Source organism: Candidatus Leptovillus gracilis, from assembly GCA_016716065.1.
GTDB lineage: Bacteria > Chloroflexota > Anaerolineae > Promineifilales > Promineifilaceae > Leptovillus > Leptovillus gracilis.
Window position 1 is genome coordinate 131490 of sequence record JADJXA010000025.1, and the last position, 20542, is coordinate 152031.

Genomic DNA, 20542 nt, shown 5'->3' on the forward strand with positions numbered 1-20542 from the left:
CTTATTTTCAGACCCGCCGCCAGCGCCAACTACCCCACATCAACAGCCAGACCGCAATCAGTTGCAGAGCTGACATCACGGCCGTTTGCCACACAAACAACGCCGGTACATCCACCAGCGGCAGCAGCGGCGCGGGCAGCGTGGTAGATTGGGCCATATAGTGAAAGGCAGCCCGCAGCGCCAGCGTCAGCCACGCCGCCGGCAGCGCGGCGTGCAGCCAATCGTACACCGGCTCTATGATCATAATCATCGTCAGAAAGCTGTAGATCGCCACGCCACCGCCCAACAAGGTCGCCCGCTTGCGCGTCGGCTGCCCCGCCGCCAGCAACACGCTCAGCCCAGACACAAACAACCCCGCCGGTAAAATGGCCGTCAGCCAGACACGGACGTATGGCCCAAGATGCAGACCCCCCAACCGCACCCAACCAAACAAGCCGGAGAGGACGGCCACCAGGGCCACCATGAGGGTAATTCCCCCCCATACCCCAAGCACTTTGCCCATCAGATATAGGCCAGCCGAGACAGGCAGCGTATCGCGCAGTTCTGCCACGCCAAACTGCTGGTCTCTGGCGATGGCCTCGGCCACGATGGGCGGCAAAGCCAGCAGCATGAGCAGCAGCGCCACCGGCGTAACGCCCAAGATCAGGCTAAAGGTGGCGGCCGTGGCGGCCATTTCGCTCATCTCTGGCGTCATCTCCGGCGAGGGCGTTTCCAACTGGTTGGTGACGAGAAACAGAAACAGCAGCAGGACAGCAGCAAAACAGAGACCCATAATGAGCAAACTGCGCCGCCGCCATTGCAGCCACAATTCATACCACACAATGCCCCATAACTGGCTCAAGACTACTTTCATAATCACTCCTCCGGTGACAATTTCGGATTGCGGATTGCGGATTGAAAGCTGCCCGGCAGCGCGCCCCAGCCTTAATCTGCGAAACCTGCGGATTCTTGTTTCGTGGCGGTGTGCGCCACCGGTGAACTCTCTGGAATGCCCAATAAATGCGCCGTGTTTTGACTGCGGCGCAGCGCCAGCCCCACCAGCAGCAGACCACCCAGCGTCAGGGTTATGCGATTCAGGGTGTACATCTCGCTGCTGACGTTGGCTGCACCGAATTGCAGGTAGGGCAGCAGCGGCGCAATCCAGCGCAGTTCGGCCGGCAAGCCGCCGCCGCCCACGGCCGATGCGCCGCACAAGACCAGCACGACCAATGCGCCCAGGGTTCCTTGCCGTGTCAGCAGCGCCAGATATAGCCCCAGGCCCATCAGCCAGAAGAGGGGCGGCAGCCAGCGCAGCAGCAAGCCGCCAAAGGTGATGCTGGGGGTGACAGTCAGCGTGAGCAGTGTTGCCAGCCCGCCCAACGCCAGATAAACCAGCAGCAGCAGCGCCAACCGCTCCAGCACCACCCAGATGATGGGACGGGGCGCGGCGAGCATGAGTTCCAACGGCCGTTCATCCTCCGGTGAAAAGACATACGCAGCCTGCCACCCGGCAAACAGGGGGACAAGCAGTTCCACCACACGGCTGGTGGGAAAGGGGCCAATCTGCCCGTCCCACAGCCCGGTCGCCAACGCCAACAGCAGCGCCATTGCGCCGCCGCACACGGCCGTTAACCCCCAGTTGATCCGCCTGAAGGAGAATTCCCAGGCTATCGGCCATTTTGCATTCAACATAACAAATAACAGATAACAATTAACGGATAACGGATTACGGGCATGGTTCAAAAAGCCAAAGTTGTCCTTTACAAATTAGTCTGCGAATCGTCATTCTGAGCGGAGTCTGCGGCCCTGAGCGTAGCCGAACGGGGAAGAATCCCCCTGCTTTGGTCACGCAAGTCAAAAGGGATGCTTCGCTCCGAAGACTTCGCTCAGCATGACACGTCTCATTTGTAAAGGACATTTTCACAATCTTGAACCACGTCGGATTACGGATTACGGATTACGGATTACGGACTACGGATTACGGGATTACGGATTCCGAACCACGCCCCGCTCTTCACGTCCGCCCAGCCACAAGGCGCAGGCAAAGCTGAGCAGGGCCAGCGCCCACAGCCACGCCCGGTTGGTGGGGTTGAACAGATCGGGCCAGTAAAGAACAAAAGCGCTCAGCCTATCCCCGGTCAGGCGGATGGTTTGCAGCGCCCACAGGCTGAGGCTGAACAGCATCCCTATCTCCGACGCGCCGGTTAGCACGGTGATGAGGAAGGCGAGCGCCGCCAGAAAAGTCATCGGCGCCAGCCAGGTAGTGATGAGCGGCCAGAGATCAACCTGGGGAAGCAGCAGCGCCAGCGCCACGCTGCCCAATAACGCCAGCAGCAAGTTGAAGCCAAAGACAAGCAACAGACGCGCCAGCAGGAGGAGACGGGGGGCAACGGCCGTCGTCATCTCCAGTTCCCATACGCTCTCCGCCGGGCTGTACAGGGTGGCAATACCCACCGCCGCCACGACGGGGGCCAGCAGCGCCAGCGGCAGCCCGGCCGCGCTGCCGCCGCCCTGCCAGACCACCGAAACCACAACGCCTAACGCCATCACCAGCAGCGAAGCGGCCCAAATTTCGCGGCGTACCACCCGCGCCTGTGCCGCCAGCAGCAGCCACAACCAGGATTGGCCGATGGCGTCGCGCCAGGTGGTGGTGGGGTGTAGGGTGGGCAGTTCTGGCAGCAAGCGAGCCACCAGCGCTTCAGTTTCGACCGGTTGGGGCGGCGCGGGCGCTTCGGCCAGTTGGCGGAATAAAGGCAGGAGAACGGCCGTTTCCGTCTCTGTCGCCCCGTCTTCCTGCAAACGCGCTATCAATTCTTGCTCATTCATGTTCCGCTCCATGCTTCTGTCATCACCGCGCGCAGCTGCTTCAAGGCCAGCGATAGGCGGGATTTCACCGTACCTTCGGGAATGTCGAGGATGTCGGCAATTTCGGCCAGGGACAGCTCTTCGACGTAGCGCAGCATCAGCGCTTCGCGCTGATGAGGGGGCAGGTGGGCCACGGCCGTTACGGCCGCCTGGATGGTTTGCTGCTGAATGACGGCCGTCTCCGGCCGTTCTGGCGCAGTCATCAGCCTGATTTCCCCATTGTCAGAAGTGGTGTGGCGCATCTCCGCTTGCTTGTAATAGTCGCGCGCCACGTTCACGCCGATTTGATAGAGCCAGGGTTTGAACGGCCGTTGTCCATCATAAGACCCCATCCCGCGCAGCAGGCGCACCATCGTCTCCTGTATCAGGTCTTCGGCCAGGGCACGGTCGCCACCTGTCAGGCGATACAAAAAGCCGAACAGCGGCGCATGGTGGCGGACAACTAAGGCGTGCAGCGCCACTGCGTCGCCTTGTTGCACCGCCTGGGCCAGCGCTTCATGGCTTAGATTGTCTGTATCTGTGCCTATCACGGCCGTTAACCTGCGCCTCCATCGGTGATATGCTGCTGATGATACCTGATACGAGGCTCACACTGAAAGGTTCACGCAATTGGGCCAGATAGCACCCACCCGAACACGCGGCATAGGAGCGTTATCATGCGGCAATAGCTTTGTGGTCCGACTACGAACCGATTTCTCTATTCATATTGCTGAGTTGGTTGTTGGGACACGGCCGTTCCCCCTGATACAATCCCCTCATGAACACCGCCACTCTCGCCCTCGACGCTGCCCGCCGCGAACTGCTCGACCTCGGCTTGCGCAATCCCCTGCTCAACTACCGCCCGCTCGCCGCCCGCGGCCTCACCATTGTGGACGAACGGCCGTTCCCCATCTACCAACACCTCGTCGCCAACAGCCGGGCCTTTACCTTCCTGCCCGCCAACGCCAACGACGATCCCCAAATCGGCCAGCCACCCGAAACCGACGCCGACCGCCACCACGACGACCGCCTGCAAACCCCCTACGCCGACGCCGAACTGCAAAAAAGGCTGCTCACCACCCACGACGCCGCCCGCGACTATATCGAAGAACGGGGCGTCAACGTCCTCTATCTGGCGTTGGGGCGGCTGCGCTGGCGCGAACGCCCTGCCGCGCCTGAGCGCCATGCCCCTCTGCTGCTCATCCCCGTCGAACTGCTGCGCGATGACGCCGGCAGCCGCTTTCGTCTGCAACACACCGGCGCCGACCTCGGCGATAACGCCGCCCTGCGGGCCAAACTCGCCCTGGATTTTGCTCTGGAACTGCCGCCCCTGCCCGCCGACGAGGCTCTCGACCTGCCCGCCTACTTTGCCGCCATCGGCCACGCCGTGCAGCAGATGGACGGTTGGGTTGTGGACGACACGGCCGTAACCCTCGGCTTCTTTTCCTTTAGCAAACTGCTCATGGTAGACGACCTGGCCCCGGCCAACTGGCCTGCCGCCCAGTCGCCCGCCGCCCATCCCCTCCTCCACGCCCTGCTGTCCGGTCACGACCTGCCCCAACCCGCCGCGCCGCTCGCCGCCGACGCTCCCATAGACGACCTGCTGCCCCTGGCCCAAAGCTGGCGCGTCGTCGAAGCCGATAGCTCGCAGGCGCTGGCGATTCTGGACGTTAACGCCGGGCTGAATCTGGTCATTCAAGGGCCGCCGGGCACGGGCAAATCGCAGACCATCACCAACCTCATCGCCGAAGCGCTCGGCCACGGCCGTACCGTTCTCTTCGTCGCCGAAAAAATGGCCGCCCTCGACGTGGTCAAGCGCCGCCTGGACGAAGTGGGGCTGGGCGACACCGCCCTGGCGCTGCACAGCCCCAAAACCACCAAAAGCGCCTTCGTCGCCGAACTGGAGCGCACGCTGCGCCTGGGCCAGCCGAAGGACGACGGCCGTTTCGCCCCACTGAATCAGCTCCAAACCATCCGCAACCACCTCAACGCCTACAGCGCCGCCCTCAACGACCCCATCGGCGACAGTGGCCTCTCGCTCCACGAGGCTTACGGCCGTGTTCTCACCCTACAAGCCCGCCTGTCCGACCAATCTCCACCGCCGCCGCTCGCCATCCCCAGCCTGGCCGATTGGTCGGCGGCGCAATTTGCGGCGCGGACGGCGCAGGTCCAAACGCTCCAGCGCACCCTGGCCGAAATCGGCGTCCCGGCGCAGCACCCCTTCTGGGGCAGCCAGCGCCAACACACCCCCGACGATTTGCCCGCCCAGGTGCGCGGGCTGGCCCGGCAGGCGCAAGAAAGCCTGCGCCAGATTGAAACCGAAGCCGCCCGACTGGCCGCCATGCTGGACACGGCCGTTCCGCCCACCTTCGCCGCCCTCAATAACCTGCAACTCAGCGTCCAGCGGCTGCAATTCGCCCCCCAACTACACGGCATCCAGACCAACCATCCCGCCTGGGCCACGGACGGCGCGGCGCTGCTGGCCGCCCTGGCAGCGGGCGAACGCCTCCAGCAAGCCCACGCCACCTACGACGACTGGCTCATTCCCGCTGCCTGGGAGCAGGCGGCGCTGCCCATTCGCCAGGGTTTGATGGCCGGGCGCAACCCGCTGGCGCGACTGCTGTCGCCTGCCTGTCGGCGCGCCCTCACTCAACTGGCCGGACTGTGCCGCGCCGCGCCACCCAAAGAGTGGGCCGAACAGATCGCCCTGGTAGACGCCATCCTCGACGTGCAGCGTTTAAAGCCGGTGCTGGCAGTGATGGCCGCGCCGCTGGCCGCCATCTTCGGCCTGCACTGGCGCGGCCCCGATTCGCGCTGGGCCGACCTGGTGACGGTGGGCCACTGGCTGGCCGCCGTCCACGACGGCGTCCGGCAGGGAGTTTACCCGGCCAGTCTGCCCGGCCTGGCCGGCGGAACCGTAGATAAAGCCGATCTGCAAACGGCCGTTCTCGCCCTGACAACCGCCCGCACCGACTATGAAACGGCCGTCGCCGCCCTGTTCGACCACCTGCAACTGGCGACGGCCGTGGCCTTTGGGCCAGAGCAGCCTTTCCTGGGACGACCATTGGCTGCGCAGCAAAACTGGCTGCACAGCGCCCAGGCCGCCGCCGAGACTCTGCCCGCTTTTGTAGCCGCCAACCGGGAGATGGCTCAGTTAACGGCCGTTGGCCTGCAACCGTTGGTAGAAGTAGCCCAGACCTGGCCCGCCGCCGCCGTCCACTTGGGCGATTGGCTAACGCTGGCCCGCTGCGCCGCCCTCATCCACCAGGCCAACGTCCAACACGCCGCCCTCAGCGGCTACAACGGCCAGCCGCCCGACGCCACCATCGCCCAATTCTGCGACCTGGACAACCAGTTTTTGGCCGCCAACCGCGCTCGCCTGGCCGCCGCCCACTGGCAGCAGTTGCCGCGCTATAAGGCAGGCGGACAGATGGGCCTGCTGCACGCCGAAATCGAAAAAAAGCGCCACCATCGCCCCATCCGCCAGTTGATGCAGCAGGCCGGGCGAGCCATCCAGCGCATCAAGCCCGTTTTCATGATGAGTCCGCTCTCCATTGCTGCCTATCTGCCGCCCGGCAGCGTGCAGTTTGACCTGGTGATTTTTGACGAAGCGAGCCAGGTGCGCCCGGTGGACGCCTTCGGTGCGATTGTGCGCGGGCGGCAGGTGGTGGTGGTCGGCGACAGCCGTCAGTTGCCGCCGACGACCTTCTTCGAGCGGCTGGCGGGCAATGATGGCGATACGGCCGCCAACGGCAATGCCGTTGGCGGCATTGCCGCAGCCGATGAGGAAACCGACGCCCCGCCAGACCTCGTCCCTAACCACGAAAGCATCCTCGACCTGTTTTGCGCCCAAAACGCGCCGCAGCAGATGTTGCGCTGGCATTATCGCAGCCGCCACGAATCGCTCATCGCCCTGCCCAATCACCTGTTCTACGACCGCCAACTGGTCATTTTCCCCAGCCCGGATGGCGGGCGGCGCGAGGTGGGGCTGCGTTATCATCACTTGCCGCACACCGTCTACGAGCGCGGCAAAAGTCGCGCCAATCCACTGGAGGCCGAGGCGGTAGCGCGGGCGGTATTGCAGCACGCCGCCGCGCAGCCGCACCTGACGCTGGGCGTGGTCGCCTTCAGCCGCAGCCAGCAGCAGGCCATCCGTCAGGCGGTGGAAGCATTGCGCCGCCAGAACCCGGCCACAGAACCCTTCTTCCGCGCCCACCCGACTGAACCCTTTTTCGTGAAGAATCTGGAGAACGTGCAGGGCGACGAGCGGGACGTGATTTTGATCAGCGTGGGTTACGGCCGGGCCGCCGACGGCCACCTGACGTTGAACTTTGGTCCGCTGAACCAGGTGGGCGGCGAGCGGCGGCTTAACGTGCTGACCACCCGCGCTCGCGCCCGCTGTGAACTGTTCACCAACCTGACGCCGGAGGATATTGAGCAGCGCTACCCGGATGCGGCGGGCGTGGTGGCGTTGCAGCGCTTTCTGCGCTACGCCGCCACCGGTGAACTGGCCGATTTGCCGCCGGACACGGCCGTTCCTCCCTCATCGTTCGCCCAATTGCTGGCCGCTGACCTGCGAGCGCAGGGCCGCACGGTGGTGGAGCGGGTGGGCAGCGGCCCGGCAGGGATAGATGTGGCCGTAGTGGGTGAGGGGGAAAACGGCCGTTACACGCTTGGCGTTGTCACGGATGGCCCCAGCTATCATCAGGCGCGCTCCGCCCATGACCGCGACCGCATTCAGGCGGCAGTGCTGGCGCGGCTGGGCTGGCGCATTCACCGGGTCTGGAGCCAGCCGTGGTGGCTGGATGCCAATGGCGAGCGGCAGCGCCTGCTGACGGCTGTCGCCGACCCGCCCGCGCCACTGCCCGCCATGTCCATGCCTCTTTACAAACGGTACGACCCGGCCGACATAGTAGCCGCGCCGCGCCCCATCCCGGCTTACCAGACGGCCGTACTCACCATCAACCTGAAAGGGCGCTCATTTGCCGCCTACCAGGCCGAGAAAAAGCCCCCTTTTCGCCAGAATTTGCTGGACTGGCTGGCCGAGGTGGTGGCGCAGGAAGGGCCGGTGCATCGCACGGAGGCGATGCGCCGCCTGAGTTATGCCGCCGGGTATCAGATGTTGACAATGCCGGAAGCGGTGGAGCGGTGGCTGCTGAAGGAGGGGGTGAAAAACGGCCGTATCGCCCGGCGCGGCGACTTTTTGTGGCCGTCAGACCCCATCGAACCGGTTGTGCGCGACCGGACCAACTTGCCGCCGGTATCGCGCAAGTTTGAATATATCTGCCCGGAGGAGATTGAGGCGGCGGTCTGTCTGGCGGTGGCGGATGCGCTGGGTATGGCGCTGGAGGAGATTCCGCATTTCGTGGGGCAGTTGTTTGGTTTCCGGCAGATTGGTGAGGGGTCGAAAACGGTCGTGTTCGCGGCTATCGAGCGGCTGGTGGCGGATGGGCGGCTGCAAACCACGGGCGCAGACCTTTACCTGGTCACCCCCAGCCGTGTCCAGTAATGAGTCCACGCTGATTGTTCCTGTCAGATACACCACATCTACAACGCTTAAGAACATGTCAGGTTATCGTCAAGGCCAGGTCGCAGTAACGGCCGTTTCGGAATTCGTTCAGCCATGCCCACCAGCACGGCCGTGCGCCTTTGCCCCACAAAATCGTGCCCGCCAACTGGCCGGACGGCCAGCGAATGCGCCAGATTGGCGTGGGGGCAAGTGGTTTAGTTGCGGTAGGACAGCGCCAGTTAGAACTACTGTTTGATAGCGATGGGTGAGGGGGCCGTTTTGCCCATTATATATAGAAGGGCCGCCTGCTGGCTGACAGCCCCATAACTTGCTCCCGCTGTCTGGTTTCGCCAGACGGCGGGCCGGAGAGAAACCATGTGTCGTATGACAGGAGAGCCACTTGAAAATCAGCATTGCCCAAACCAGACCGGTCACCGGTGACGTTCAGCAAAACATCTACCTACACCAGCGCTTCATTGTGCAGGCCGCCGCCGGTGGCGCCGACCTGATTGTTTTCCCAGAATTGTCGCTAACCGGTTACGAACTGACTCTGGCCCAAGAACTGGCTCTTAACCCGGAAGACGACCGTCTCCACGTTTTCCAGTCGCTGGCCGCCACCCACAACCTGACGATTGGGGTTGGCGCGCCAACCTGCCACCCGGCCGGCGTCTGCATCAGCCTGATTATTTTTCGGCCCGACAAAAGCAGGCACGTCTATTCCAAACAGCACCTACACCCCGACGAAGAAGCGTTTTTTGTCAGCGGCGGCAGCAGCCGGAATCTGATCGGCGAGGGAGACAACGTCGCTCTGGCTATCTGCTATGAGTTGTCTGTACCCGAACATGCGGCGCAGGCTTTTGCCCATGGCGCAGCGGTCTACATTGCCAGCGTCGCAAAATATGCCCACGGGGTAGACATGGCTGCTCAGCGTCTGGTTGAAATTGCCCACAGTTATGCCATGACGGTAGTGATGGCAAATGCCGTTGGTCCGGCTGACGGTGGTGAATGCGCGGGGCAAACGGCCGTCTGGAATACTCAAGGCCGCCTGGTCGCCCAACTCGACAACGCGCATGAAGGGTTAATCCTCTACGACACCGACAGGCAAAAATGGGTTAAAATGGCCGCTGTAGGATGATGCCTGTAACAACTACAGGGAGCAGGGATGATGGAAAACGACGCGCCGTCCAAAAGGGACAGAATTCGCGCCAACCAGCGGTAACAAGAGAACGATGATACGAATTGGACTCATCCAAATGCGTTGTGAAAAGGGGGCGGTGGCGGAAAACTTAACGGCCGTTGCCCACCACCTCGGCGAGGCAACACGACGCGGCATAGACATCGTTGGTTTCCCGGAGATGAATGTGACCGGCTACGCCGACCCAACCCGCTATCCAGCCACCAGGTTACGGGTGGATGGCCCAGAAGTAGACCAGTTGCTAAAAATAAGCCGGCGTTTCCCCGGCACAGTCCTGACCGGCTTCATCGAAGACAACCCCCAGGGCAAACCATTCATTACCCATACGGCCGTTCGCCAGGGGCAGTTGTTGGGCATTTACCGCAAGATAACCATCGAAGATGAAGAGGTAGCCTGGTTCTCAGCTGGGGACAGTGTGCCAGTCTTTCAACACGATGACCTGACCTTCGGCATCGCCATCTGCGCCGATATTGGCAACGAGGCCGTCTTTGCCGCCGGCCATCGCCAGGGGGCAAAACTTATCTTTGAGCTGGCAGCGCCCGGCCTGTACGGTGAGCAGGCGACCCGCAACTGGCGCGCCGGTTACGACTGGTGGGCCGGCGAGTGTCAGACATATCTCAGCGCCTATGCCCGGAAGTACGGTTTGTGGATCGCCGTGGCGACACAGGCGGGGCGGACAATAGATGAAGACTTCCCCGGTGGCGGCTACCTGTTTGCGCCAGATGGCGAACGCCTATACGCCACGCCGGATTGGTCCCCCGGAGCAGTGTATCTGGCCGTGGATGAGCAGAACCGGTCGGTGCAGGTATTGTAGACCGGGCATCACCCTCAAGGAAGCAACGGGTGAAGTCATGCTTCTCTATCGTCGCCCTGACTTTCATCTGCCAGGCCGCCTGACCCTACGGATACGACATGATTCAGAAGTACAAAGTTGCCGCCTACATTACCCAGGCCGACTGGCTGCTGGTCTTCTCCGAACCGGCGTATCCGGAGGCCGGGACACAAATCCCTGGCGGAACCATGCAGTCAGGCGAAGACCCGGACAGCGCCGTGCTGCGTGAAGCCGAGTAAGAGACCGGACTGACCGGACTGCGCATCCGGCGTTTCCTGGGAACGCGGGTGTACCATTTGCTGCTGGCGCCCGGGGACAGCGTGACCATCCACCGGCGCTTTTACCAGTTAACCTATGACGGCCCTCTGAACGTCAATGGCTGGCGGCATTGGGAGACAGACCCGTCAGACGGCAGCCCGGAACCGATTGAGTTTTCCCTGCGTTGGGTCAGATTCCCCCACGAAGTGCCCGAACTCAGCGTTGGTTTTGGGGATATGTTGCCATTCATTGAGTTTGTAGGCGAAGCCTTCTTCGCCTCGCGTCAGGGCGTCAAACACGACGCGCGCATCGGCAATATCTAAAAAGTGCGCCGTTAATGCGCTGGCGCCCGCACTGCGCCGATAGCTGCCGCCGTACAGACGAACCTTGCCCAGTTGCAGGCTGTCCTCAACGTGCAAGAAGCGGGACTGGGTCACATGGCTGGCAATGCGCACGCGCATGGGAACAGATGGCTCTGGTAAGGGATTGTTCATGGAAACCTCCTGGAATTGCGGATTGCGGATTGCGGATTATTACGGCCGTTGGCGGTGGTTATGCCTTTCGGAGCAACCACCGCCTGTCTGGAGTGGTAACGGCGGATAGGGTAAATCGGTTGGTAGGGTCAGATAGCGCGGGATGAAACAGAGGGTGACCGGCCGGGCGGCCACTGCCGTTGCTGTCCGCGCCGCCGTCGGATAGAAACGATGGCTCAGCCAGTCGCAGGCGTACTCGTTGCGCACAGCGACCACCCAGAACGAAGGCGTGCAGCCCGTCGCCACGATGCGGCTGCTGGCTAGCCAGGTGTTGAAGGTGACAACGGCCGTTTGTCCCCGCAGTTCGGCCAGAGTGAGCCGCCATAAGTTGTCCAGTGTAGGTGACATACAAACTCCGGGGTTCCTCGGCAGTGTGGCAAGGTTTTAACCAGTACTGAGGTGAGTGCCGTGACATCGCTATCTTCCATCAAATAAAAAGGCTTCACCAGTGTGATAAGTGAAGCCTCAAACGCTGACTGTGTGGACTGGATGACGTTCTCCGAACACCATCCTGGAATTATCGGTTACGAATCTCGGGCAACGGCAACTAATATTTCGTTCGCCCGGTACACACGGTTGCGCGCCTGACCAGTGATCTCGCTGATAATGCCCGCTTTCTCCAACTGAAACACATATCTTTGCGCCACAGAATAGTTGACCAACAACATCTGACTTAATTGCGGAATATCGAATATTGGCTGATTAAAAAGCCAATCAATGACTTGCAGTAAACGGGCGGCGCTCCGTGTTTGTTGGAACTGTCCCCGATACCCATCGCGCAAAGCTTGCAGACGCTGTATGCGCCGTACGCTATCGGCCGCCTGGGTCTGTACCCCATAGAGAAAGTAACTTAGCCACTCATCCCAGGCCCCTTTCTGACTGACAGCCAGCAGGTGGTCGTAATACGCTTGCCGATTTGCTTCAAAATAAGCGCTCAAGTAAAGAACTGGCTGCGACAGCAATCCCCAATCATGAAGTAACAGGGTGTTTAACAGACGCCCAACACGGCCGTTCCCATCCAGGAAGGGATGAATGGCTTCAAACTGATAGTGTACCAGGGCTAAGCGAATCAGGGCCGGCAAATCATCCCGTTCGTGGATGAATTTCTCCATGTCGTTGAGCGCCTGGTTCATGTCATCAACGGGCGGCGGCACATAAGTCGCCGTTTGAATCGTACTGCCTGGCGCGCCAATCCAGTTTTGACTGCGACGAAACTCCCCAGGCGTCCACTGCTCACCGCGCACCCCCTTCAGCAAATGAGCGTGGAGTTCGCGCATGAGCCGCAAACTCACCGGCAAGGTGGCGAGACGCGCCAACCCATATTGCAACGCCAGGACATAGTTTCGTACCTCTTGCACGTCCTCAGGAAATTCAAACAATGTCAACTGTACAGCCTCAAAAGCATATAAGTCACCCAAAGAAGCGCGTGTACCTTCAATGCGCGATGACAGCACAGCCTCGCGGCGAATCAAAGGTTGAATGAGCAGGTTAGGATTGGGCAACATCGAAGCCAATCCTGCCAGTTCGCCTAAAGCGCGATCCGCTTTTGATAGGGCGGTTACCAATCCCGCTGACCAGGCAATATTGGGCGGCAGTGGCTGAGGAATGAACGTCCAATAGCCTTTAGGATGCCGGACTACACGTCCTGGTGTACGAGCGCTGTGAAAATCTTCTGGTTGCATGTCGTTATTCTCACCAACGATAATAAGCTATCTCTTATTACCATTATACGCCGGAAATGATAATAAAAGATGATTTGCCACTGACTAAATAAGCAATCTGGGCATGGTTCATTTGAAGTGAATTCATCTTTACAAATAGCGACACGGAGGTTCACAGAGAAGACACGGAGAAACACGGAGAAAAAGCAAGTTAATCCTAAATCTCTCCGTGAAACTCTGTGACTTCTCCGTGTAACTCCGTGTAACTGTTTTTGAAATCGTAAAGGACGATCTACTTTGATATTGAACCATATTCCGCAGCGTCTAACAGCGTCTCCCCCCGCCCGATGGCCCGCAGCCGTTCCACCTCGGCCATCTCCGGCGCGATGGGGCGCTGGCGGTGGACGCCAAAGAGGACAATCTGGCGGAAGCGCTCATACTCGCCGTCGGGGAAGCGGTAGACCTGCACGTGTTGGAAGTAGGCGGTCAGGTAGTCGGCCAGCTTGCGGCTGCGCAGGATGTGGCGCGGCACGACGTAAACCAGCAGACCGCCCGGCTGCAAGTACGGCCGTGTGCGCCAGAGGAACTGGTATTCGGCACGGCCGTTGGACCCGCCCATCCCCTGTTCTTCATCATCCCGCAGGTAGGGCGGGTTGAGGTAGAGCAGGTTGTAGCCGCTGCGGGGACTTTTCAGGCTCAAGTAGCTGTCGTGGAGCAGGAATTTCGGATTGCGGATTGCGTAATCTGTCTCCAATCCGCAATCCGAAATCCGCAATTCTTTCCTGGGCTATTTTCGCCCGGTCTTCGTGCAGCTCGACGCCGTAAGGTTCCAGGCCCAGGCTCTCGGCCAGGGCGACCAGCGCTGCGCCTTCACCGCCGCACGTGTCCAGCAGACGGCCACCGTGCGGGGCGGTGATGTGGCTGGCGATGAGGGACGTAACAGTCGGGGGCAGGGGGAAGTACCCCGCTTTTTCGATATTGGCGAGTCGGGTCATGGTTGTTTCCTTTTAGCGAGAGCTAGAGCGAGAGCTAGAGCGAGAGCTAGAGGGGAGAGATAGAGATAGAGTAAGAAGAGAGAGGGAAGATGGATGGAAATAGCCTGTCTTTCTCAGAGAATAAGGTTCGCCCCATCAGGCGCGTTAGCGCCAGGGTTCGGGCCGCAACGCCTGTCACGGGACAGCGTAAAGGGTATCGTCTCCTCTCGCTTCCTGTTGGGCGATAGGAGCAGGAGGCATGAATGATGAAGTCGGCGACAGTGGAAAAAGAGAAAATGACGTGGCGGAAACCCCGGCTGCTGGGGCGTGAATACGAGCTGCCACTGAAAGGGCAGCCGTTGGCCTATCTCCGACAGACGGGCTGGTGGCCGGTGCAGGCGCACGTCTTTGAAGGGGTGGGAACCACAGACCCGGTGCTGCGCGCCACGCACAGCGGCGTATGGCGGCAGAAGCTGCACGTCAAAACGCTGGATTACCGCTTGCCGCAGATGACTCCCGCTGCTATTCTTGATATGGTATTGTTCCAATAGCTGAGGCTCCCCTCAACCAGGAAATTGGGTTACGCCAAGCCCGGTTTCATCAACATATACAGGAGGAGAATGTTATGCCCCGGCACCTTTTATGGTCTCTCAAAGTTTCCGTTTTACTTTTTACTGCGTTGCTGGTTTTCACCTACTTCGCCAACACATCTCCAGCCAATACCTGGAACAGTGAAATATTGCCCGGACCGACTGCGCCGTAGGCGCAGCTGGTCGCGGCGCTGGCTTTTTTGCCCTACGCCAATTCAGACGGTCATTCGATGAACGCAGTATTGTCGGACACGCCTGCACTGAGTGAAACCGAAGTGGCCGTTACCCTCTCTGCCTATCCCACCACGCCCGACCGTCAACTGAATACCACTTCCCGGCAAACGCTGGGGACACAGCCGGCCCGCGCCATGTGTGCAGCCGACCAACTGAGCGCCTCGCCGAACGGCCGTTACCTGCTCATCCAATACAACTGCGAAGCCGCCCTCTTTGCCATTTTGCAAGATTTACAGACTGGCAAAGAAACCACCCTGGCACGGGGCTATTTTCTTGACTGGTCGCCCGACGGCGACTGGCTGCTGTTCCGCCAGACAGACGAAGACGCTATCTGGTTGGTACAGGCGGCGACGGGCAGCCGGCAGACGCTGCCCAATCTGCCGGCCGGCGTCTACAACGCCGCCTTCCACTTTGACGGGCAGACGGTGGTGCTGGCCGCCAGCCAGGGATTGGGGCTGGGCAGCGAATTGGGCGTCTATCATCACCTGGCGACGACCAGTTACACACGGTGGCAAACCTTTCCGCAGCAGGTCGTCGCTTATCCGCGCTGGTCGCCGGATGGCACAAAGCTGGCCTACATCCTGATGCCGGACAGCAACCAGCCCTTCACCGTGGGTGAATTGTGGCTGGCTGAGCCGGGGACGGGCGCGCCAACCCAACTGCTGGACGCCGTAGACGCCGGGCACGGCTACCCGCCCGTCTGGTCGCCAAATGGTCAAAGCCTGGCCTATGTGCGCCGTGAAAACCCGGACAGCGTGCGCGCCGACCATCTGGCTGCGGCGCTGCGCAGCAATCTGATGCTGGCGAACGCCGCTGCCGGTCAGACCACGCCGCTGACCAGCTTCCCGGACAGCCTGGTATACGACGCCATCTGGTCGCCGGATGGGGCGCAGTTGGCTTTTACGGCCGATGACGCTATCTGGCTTGTCAGCCCCGGCCAATCGTCCACACAAATCACCCAATCCATGACCGCTCGCCATCCAGCCTGGCTGGTGGAAAACAATTAGAAATGAGGCGCGGGAGCGAGAGAAGATGCTGCTTCGTTCCTTGCGCCTCATTCTCTCCCGGAGGATGCTATGATTCAACGAATCCTTTTCTTGATCTGTTTGGCCTGCTTATTGTTGGTAGGGTGTGGGACGGAAGGGGAGATGGTTGCGGAAGCTGCCCCCACCGCTGCCCAACTACCTGCTGCCGAGACGCCAATAGCAACGGAAACGGCCCAGCCGACGCCCACCCCCAACGCAACCCCGGCGCCTGCGACCCACACCCCCACATTGCCGCCGCCAACCAACACGCCTACTACCACGCCCCAACCCACAGAAACGCAAATAGCTACAGCTACATCTTCATTAGCTTTCCCCTTATCACCTCAGGGCGCCATCTTTTTTCTTTGGAGCACCGTTCCGCCGCCAGATGGTTCTGATCCATCTCTGACTACAGACTTATATGTTGCTTATCCGGGTAATTCACCCGATAGATGGGATGTACGGCCCCTCATCCCTGACCTTTTCGGTTTTACCTTGATGAAAGCATCCCCAGATATGTCTTATCTTGCCATTCTTTTTTCTGAGAATGAAGAACAAGCCTGGAATGAAATGCGAGGAGTAGGGCTTTATAACTTTGAACAAAAGGCTTTTAGCAACCTAACTGGTAGTGAGTGTTGTCTATATGGATTCGACTGGCTGCCGCAATCACAAGCTGTTCTTTATTCTCAAGTTAACAATTTGTTCCAAATTGACATTGGTGAAGAATCCTCACCAAGTCAATTAACTGATGATTGGTTATCTCAATCTGGAACTGAAGTTTTCAACCCGGTGATTTCACCTGATGGAAACTGGGTGGCTGTTACTCTGTCTTCTAACCAAATGGCAGTCTATAACATGACAACCGGTCATTTCACTACTCTGGCAGAGGAGGTTCCTTATCCTTCCAGTCACCGGGTCATTACATGGTCACCAAATAGTCAAATGTTGGCTTTTACAAGCACCTTTGAGCAAGGATTGTTTGTGGCAAACATGGACTCAATGGCAGTCGTTCAGTTGGAAAATGTAAACACACGTTGTTTACCGGCGTGGTCATCAAAAACGCTCTTACTTGCTTATACGTGCGATAACAGCTTGTTTTTATGGGATGCAAAAACACAAGTTGCCGAAGAAACAGTTAATGGAGACATCGTAGGAATACCTGTCTGGTCGCCTAACGGTTCAACGATTGCCGTAAACGTAGTTATAGGCGAAAAAAAAGGGTTTCTACTTATCGACCCTAATGATGGCCGCCAACAGTTTCTCGATACAACAGATGTGGCAGCTCCTTCTCTATGGCCTCCAGCAATTTGGTCTCCAGATGGAGAATGGCTCTTGTATCTTTCCGAACAACCTGACCAGACTGGTTATTATGTTATGAACAAAACGAACAACATACCTTATCTTGTCTTAAATACCACTGGATTGGGAACACCACATGATTTGGTTTGGTTTCATGATGTGGCGTCTTTACCTTAAAAAATAAAAACAGGAGGAATTCGATGAGAAAACGAGCTTTTATCTATATGCTCTTTTTACAGGTTGCACTTTTTAGTGCTGTCCTCTGGTATGGGAAGTTTGCTGCAAAAGAAGCTGTATTTGCATATCAGGTAGAATCAACGTCAATCCCTTTCTTAGGCCCCATTTATTATGGGCAAGAAGCCATTCTCAATGTATTTGACCATGAGTTGCCACTCTTTAGACCAACACCCCGCTGTGGCCGGTCTTCCAGACCGTGCCACTTGGTTGCATGTATAGTTGCTTGGCAAAATCGTAATTTTGGGAGGATGTGATGACTCGATTACACTTGTTTTTATTGGGCTGTGTTTGTTTGCTGCTGGTAGTTGGATGTGGGGGAGAAGGGGAAAGGGTTGCGGAAGCTGCGCCCACACCTACCCAACTGCCTGTTACGGGAACGCCAACGGAAACGGCCGTTCCGCCCACTTTCACCCCACTACCGGCTACGGAAACGGCCGTGCCGCCTACCGCAACCATTGCTCCCACTAACACCGCTGCATCTTTGCCCACTACCATACCGACAAATACTCCTATCCCGTTGCCGCCGCCGCCAGGCCAGATTGTTTTTCTATGGAATCCAGAGCCGGTAGACCCTACCGGGCCGCAGCCGCAAAACCTGTATTTTGCCAAACCCGGCAATGCGGCTGGCGAGTGGGAAATGGAAACGACGCTAACAGACTTGCACGGCGCTGGCCTGTATTTATCACCTGACGGCACAAAGTTTGCTGCCAGGCTGTTTGAGGATACCGATGGAAATGGGATTGTTTCTACCATGGGCACGGCAGATTATTCAAACGTCTATCTTTACCCATTATCGGATAAAACTCTAACCCGATTAACAGACACTGAAATCAAGGGCACTGTCCAGGTCAGTTGGCTGCCGGACAATCAACAGTTTACTTACACGTTGAATAAGGATATTTTCCTTTTCGATTTGGCAAACTCAACTTCCACCCGGTTACTTAGTTTTCCAGGACTTATCACTTTTCACCAATGGTCACCTGACGGCCGTTGGTTGGCTATTGTTTCTAGGTTATCAGATGAACCAGCACCCGCAGGAGAATCCCACAGACTTGGTTTGTATGACACAGAAACAAATAACCTGATTTCTGTGGTTAGCAAACTGGGAGGAAGCAGTATAAGTTGGTCTCCAAGCAGTCAATGGTTCGCATTTTCCAGCATCGAACAGGGTTTATACGTCACTTCCATAAATGATCTTGTGCCAATCCAATTAGATGCTGGCCTCAGTTTTTCTTCCTGGTCGCCTGATGGTCAGTGGCTGGCTTTTACGTCTCAAACAGGCGCTGTAAGTCTGAATTTGTGGAACCCAAATACGCAGTTAATCGAACGCTTATTGGAGGGAAACGGCCGTTTTTCACGCCCCATATGGTCACCTGATAACCAACACCTGGCTGTTGCGCTGAATACCGAAGAAGAATCAAGTTTGGTTATCGCCGACATAGTTAATAAAACCACCAATACTGTATTGATTGGTCCAAAACCTGTACCCGACCCTGGTCCAGCTCGATGGCCGCTAGAAACCTTGAGTTGGTCGCCAGATGGACAGTGGATACTGTTTGAGGCTTCAGGAAAAGACAACCGCAACTTTTCAGTGGTCAATTATGCCAACGGAGAACTATTTGTGGTTCTCGACTTTACCGGTTCAGATGTGCCGGAGAATGTTTATTGGCTGCCATAAACGAGATCTATGTACAAGCTGTTTTTGGTGACCCCCGCTGTGGCCGCATCTCAGCCGAAGGGATGCTCTTCCAGACCGTGCCACCTGCTGGCCTGTATAGGTATTTGCCAAAATCGTCGTAAGTCTTGGAGGACGTGATGACTCGATTACACTTGTTTTTATTGGGTTGTGTTTGTTTGCTGCTGGTAGTTGGATGTGGAGGAAAAGGGGAACCGGTAACGGCCGTTACCCCCATGCCCAGTACACCTGCAACAGAAACGGCCGTTCCGCCCACCCCTACCCAGCCACTTGCTACAGATACGCCGGTGGGGATGGAAACGGCCGTGCTGCCCACCAATACCGCCACAGTTTCTCCTACAACGGCCACTTCGACTGCGCTCAGTGCAGGCGTACTCACCGAAACACCCACAAATACACCTGTACCTCTGCCACCATCGCCAGGGGAAATCGTTTTTCTATGGAGTCCAGAACCAAAATATGATTATGGCCCGCTGCCACAAAACCTGTATTTTGCGAAACCAGGTGATGTGGCGGGGGAGTGGGAAATGGAAGCGGCTCTCACCGAACTTCATGGCGCTGGCCTATATCTGTCACCTGACAGCACAAAATTTGCTATCAGACTGTTTGAGGACACCAATGGAGACGGAATTGTCTCTACTCGGGCAGAAAATTCAAACGCCTATCTCTACCCACTAGCGGACAAGACTTTAACCCGTTTGACAGCAACCGAAATCAGAGGGGCTGTCCGGGTTGGTTGGCTACCAGACAACAAACAATTCACTTACTCATTGCAGAAGGATATATACCTCTACAATCTGGAAGACTCAACTTCCAGGCAAATTCTTAGTTTCCCAGGACTTATCTATCTACACCAATGGTCGCCTGACGGCCGTTGGTTGGCTATCGTCTCTTCCATATCAGATGAACCCGCACCTGGTGGAGAATCTCACAGGCTTGATCTTTATAATAGGGAAACAAACACTTTAATTTCATTAGTTGACAAAATGGGATTTAGTGGCGTGGACTGGTCTCCAGACAGTCAGTGGTTGGTTTTTAATTATGATAGCAACCACGGTTTGTTTGTCACTTCTGTCAACGAGTTGACACCAATCGAACTGGTAAGTTCTGGTCTCAGCTTTGCTTCCTGGTCGCCAGACAGCCAATGGCTGGCCTTTACGACAGATATTGGCGCTGGAAACCTGAATTTATGGAACCCAAACACTCGTTCAACTGAAACCTTATTCGGGGGAAACGGTCGTATGACGCAGCCCATTTGGTCTCCCCATAACAACCGCCTCGCTATTGCTCTTAATGGTGAAGAGGAATCCAGCCTGATTGTGGCTGATGCAGTTCTTAAAACCACCAGCACAATATTAGTTGGGCCAAAACCTGGTCCTCCCGGCCCGTTCCGCCGGCCACTAAAAACATTGCATTGGTCACCTGATGGACAGTGGATAATGTTTGAGGCTTCAGGAGAAGACAATCAAAACTTGTCAATGATTGATTACTCTACCGGAGACCTGTTCACCGTACTTGATTTCACCGAAATGACCACACCTGATAACGTCTATTGGCTTCCATAAATCATACCCACCTAAATATTATTTCCGGAGATAACGATGAACAAAAATCATTTACTGACCACCATCTGTATTCAAGTAACATGTCTATGTGTCATTATCTGGATTCTTACA

General features: G+C 57.8%; 18 protein-coding genes. 9 read left to right on the plus strand and 9 right to left on the minus strand.

Annotated features, from left to right (window positions below; translation table 11 throughout):
• Positions 1-7: 7 nt before the first annotated feature.
• The 4 genes from IPM39_26695 to IPM39_26710 form a co-directional block, all read right to left on the minus strand.
• Positions 8-853 carry a hypothetical protein gene (locus tag IPM39_26695; GenBank protein MBK8989604.1) on the minus strand — a complete coding sequence of 282 codons (846 nt, stop codon included), beginning with the start codon at positions 851-853 and terminating at the stop codon, positions 8-10.
• 71 nt (positions 854-924) lie between these two features.
• Entirely contained in the window at positions 925-1671 is a 747-nt protein-coding gene (locus IPM39_26700) for a hypothetical protein (protein MBK8989605.1), read from the minus strand.
• 294 nt (positions 1672-1965) lie between these two features.
• Positions 1966-2805 (minus strand): hypothetical protein, encoded by an 840-nt coding sequence (locus tag IPM39_26705; GenBank protein ID MBK8989606.1) that lies wholly within the window; start codon positions 2803-2805, stop codon positions 1966-1968.
• The gene (locus tag IPM39_26710; GenBank protein MBK8989607.1) at positions 2802-3374 is read right to left on the minus strand and encodes an RNA polymerase sigma factor; all 573 of its coding nucleotides are present in this window, start codon (positions 3372-3374) and stop codon (positions 2802-2804) included. Before IPM39_26710 ends, IPM39_26705 begins: the two co-directional genes overlap by 4 nt.
• Positions 3375-3601: 227 nt before the next feature.
• Between IPM39_26710 and IPM39_26715 the strand changes: the two genes are divergently transcribed.
• The 4 genes from IPM39_26715 to IPM39_26730 all read left to right on the plus strand — a co-directional run bounded on the left by IPM39_26715 (position 3602) and on the right by IPM39_26730 (position 10598).
• Entirely contained in the window at positions 3602-8332 is a 4731-nt protein-coding gene (locus tag IPM39_26715) for a DUF3320 domain-containing protein (GenBank protein MBK8989608.1), read from the plus strand.
• A gap of 400 nt (positions 8333-8732) precedes the next feature.
• Positions 8733-9467 (plus strand): carbon-nitrogen hydrolase family protein, encoded by a 735-nt coding sequence (locus IPM39_26720; protein ID MBK8989609.1) that lies wholly within the window; start codon positions 8733-8735, stop codon positions 9465-9467.
• Positions 9468-9561: 94 nt separating this feature from the next.
• Positions 9562-10341 carry a carbon-nitrogen hydrolase family protein gene (locus IPM39_26725; GenBank protein ID MBK8989610.1) on the plus strand — a complete coding sequence of 260 codons (780 nt, stop codon included), beginning with the start codon at positions 9562-9564 and terminating at the stop codon, positions 10339-10341.
• Between the two features lie 98 nt (positions 10342-10439).
• Positions 10440-10598, plus strand: coding sequence for an NUDIX domain-containing protein (locus IPM39_26730; GenBank protein MBK8989611.1), 159 nt, complete (start codon positions 10440-10442; stop codon positions 10596-10598).
• A gap of 165 nt (positions 10599-10763) precedes the next feature.
• Here the strand turns inward: IPM39_26730 and IPM39_26735 are convergent, their stop codons facing one another.
• The 5 genes from IPM39_26735 to IPM39_26755 all read right to left on the minus strand — a co-directional run bounded on the left by IPM39_26735 (position 10764) and on the right by IPM39_26755 (position 13806).
• Positions 10764-11111, minus strand: a complete 348-nt coding sequence (locus tag IPM39_26735) for a hypothetical protein (GenBank protein MBK8989612.1) — start codon at positions 11109-11111, stop codon at positions 10764-10766.
• Between the two features lie 39 nt (positions 11112-11150).
• The gene (locus IPM39_26740) at positions 11151-11498 is read right to left on the minus strand and encodes a hypothetical protein (protein ID MBK8989613.1); all 348 of its coding nucleotides are present in this window, start codon (positions 11496-11498) and stop codon (positions 11151-11153) included.
• Between the two features lie 176 nt (positions 11499-11674).
• On the minus strand, positions 11675-12832 hold the full coding sequence (locus IPM39_26745; protein ID MBK8989614.1) for a Fic family protein: 1158 nt from the start codon (positions 12830-12832) through the stop codon (positions 11675-11677).
• A 271-nt stretch (positions 12833-13103) separates the two neighbouring features.
• Entirely contained in the window at positions 13104-13511 is a 408-nt protein-coding gene (locus IPM39_26750) for a hypothetical protein (protein MBK8989615.1), read from the minus strand.
• Entirely contained in the window at positions 13444-13806 is a 363-nt protein-coding gene (locus tag IPM39_26755; protein MBK8989616.1) for a class I SAM-dependent methyltransferase, read from the minus strand. Before IPM39_26755 ends, IPM39_26750 begins: the two co-directional genes overlap by 68 nt.
• Before the next feature lie 242 nt (positions 13807-14048).
• Here IPM39_26755 and IPM39_26760 point away from each other — a divergent pair, with 242 nt between their 5' ends.
• The 5 genes from IPM39_26760 to IPM39_26780 all read left to right on the plus strand — a co-directional run bounded on the left by IPM39_26760 (position 14049) and on the right by IPM39_26780 (position 20431).
• Complete coding sequence (locus IPM39_26760; GenBank protein MBK8989617.1) at positions 14049-14336, plus strand: hypothetical protein; 288 nt, start codon at positions 14049-14051, stop codon at positions 14334-14336.
• A gap of 269 nt (positions 14337-14605) precedes the next feature.
• Positions 14606-15616, plus strand: coding sequence for a PD40 domain-containing protein (locus IPM39_26765; GenBank protein MBK8989618.1), 1011 nt, complete (start codon positions 14606-14608; stop codon positions 15614-15616).
• A 69-nt stretch (positions 15617-15685) separates the two neighbouring features.
• Positions 15686-17110 (plus strand): PD40 domain-containing protein, encoded by a 1425-nt coding sequence (locus IPM39_26770; GenBank protein ID MBK8989619.1) that lies wholly within the window; start codon positions 15686-15688, stop codon positions 17108-17110.
• Between the two features lie 313 nt (positions 17111-17423).
• The gene (locus IPM39_26775) at positions 17424-18848 is read left to right on the plus strand and encodes a PD40 domain-containing protein (GenBank protein MBK8989620.1); all 1425 of its coding nucleotides are present in this window, start codon (positions 17424-17426) and stop codon (positions 18846-18848) included.
• Between the two features lie 137 nt (positions 18849-18985).
• Positions 18986-20431: a PD40 domain-containing protein gene (locus tag IPM39_26780; GenBank protein ID MBK8989621.1), complete on the plus strand. Its 1446-nt coding sequence runs from the start codon at positions 18986-18988 to the stop codon at positions 20429-20431.
• Positions 20432-20542: the final 111 nt, after the last annotated feature.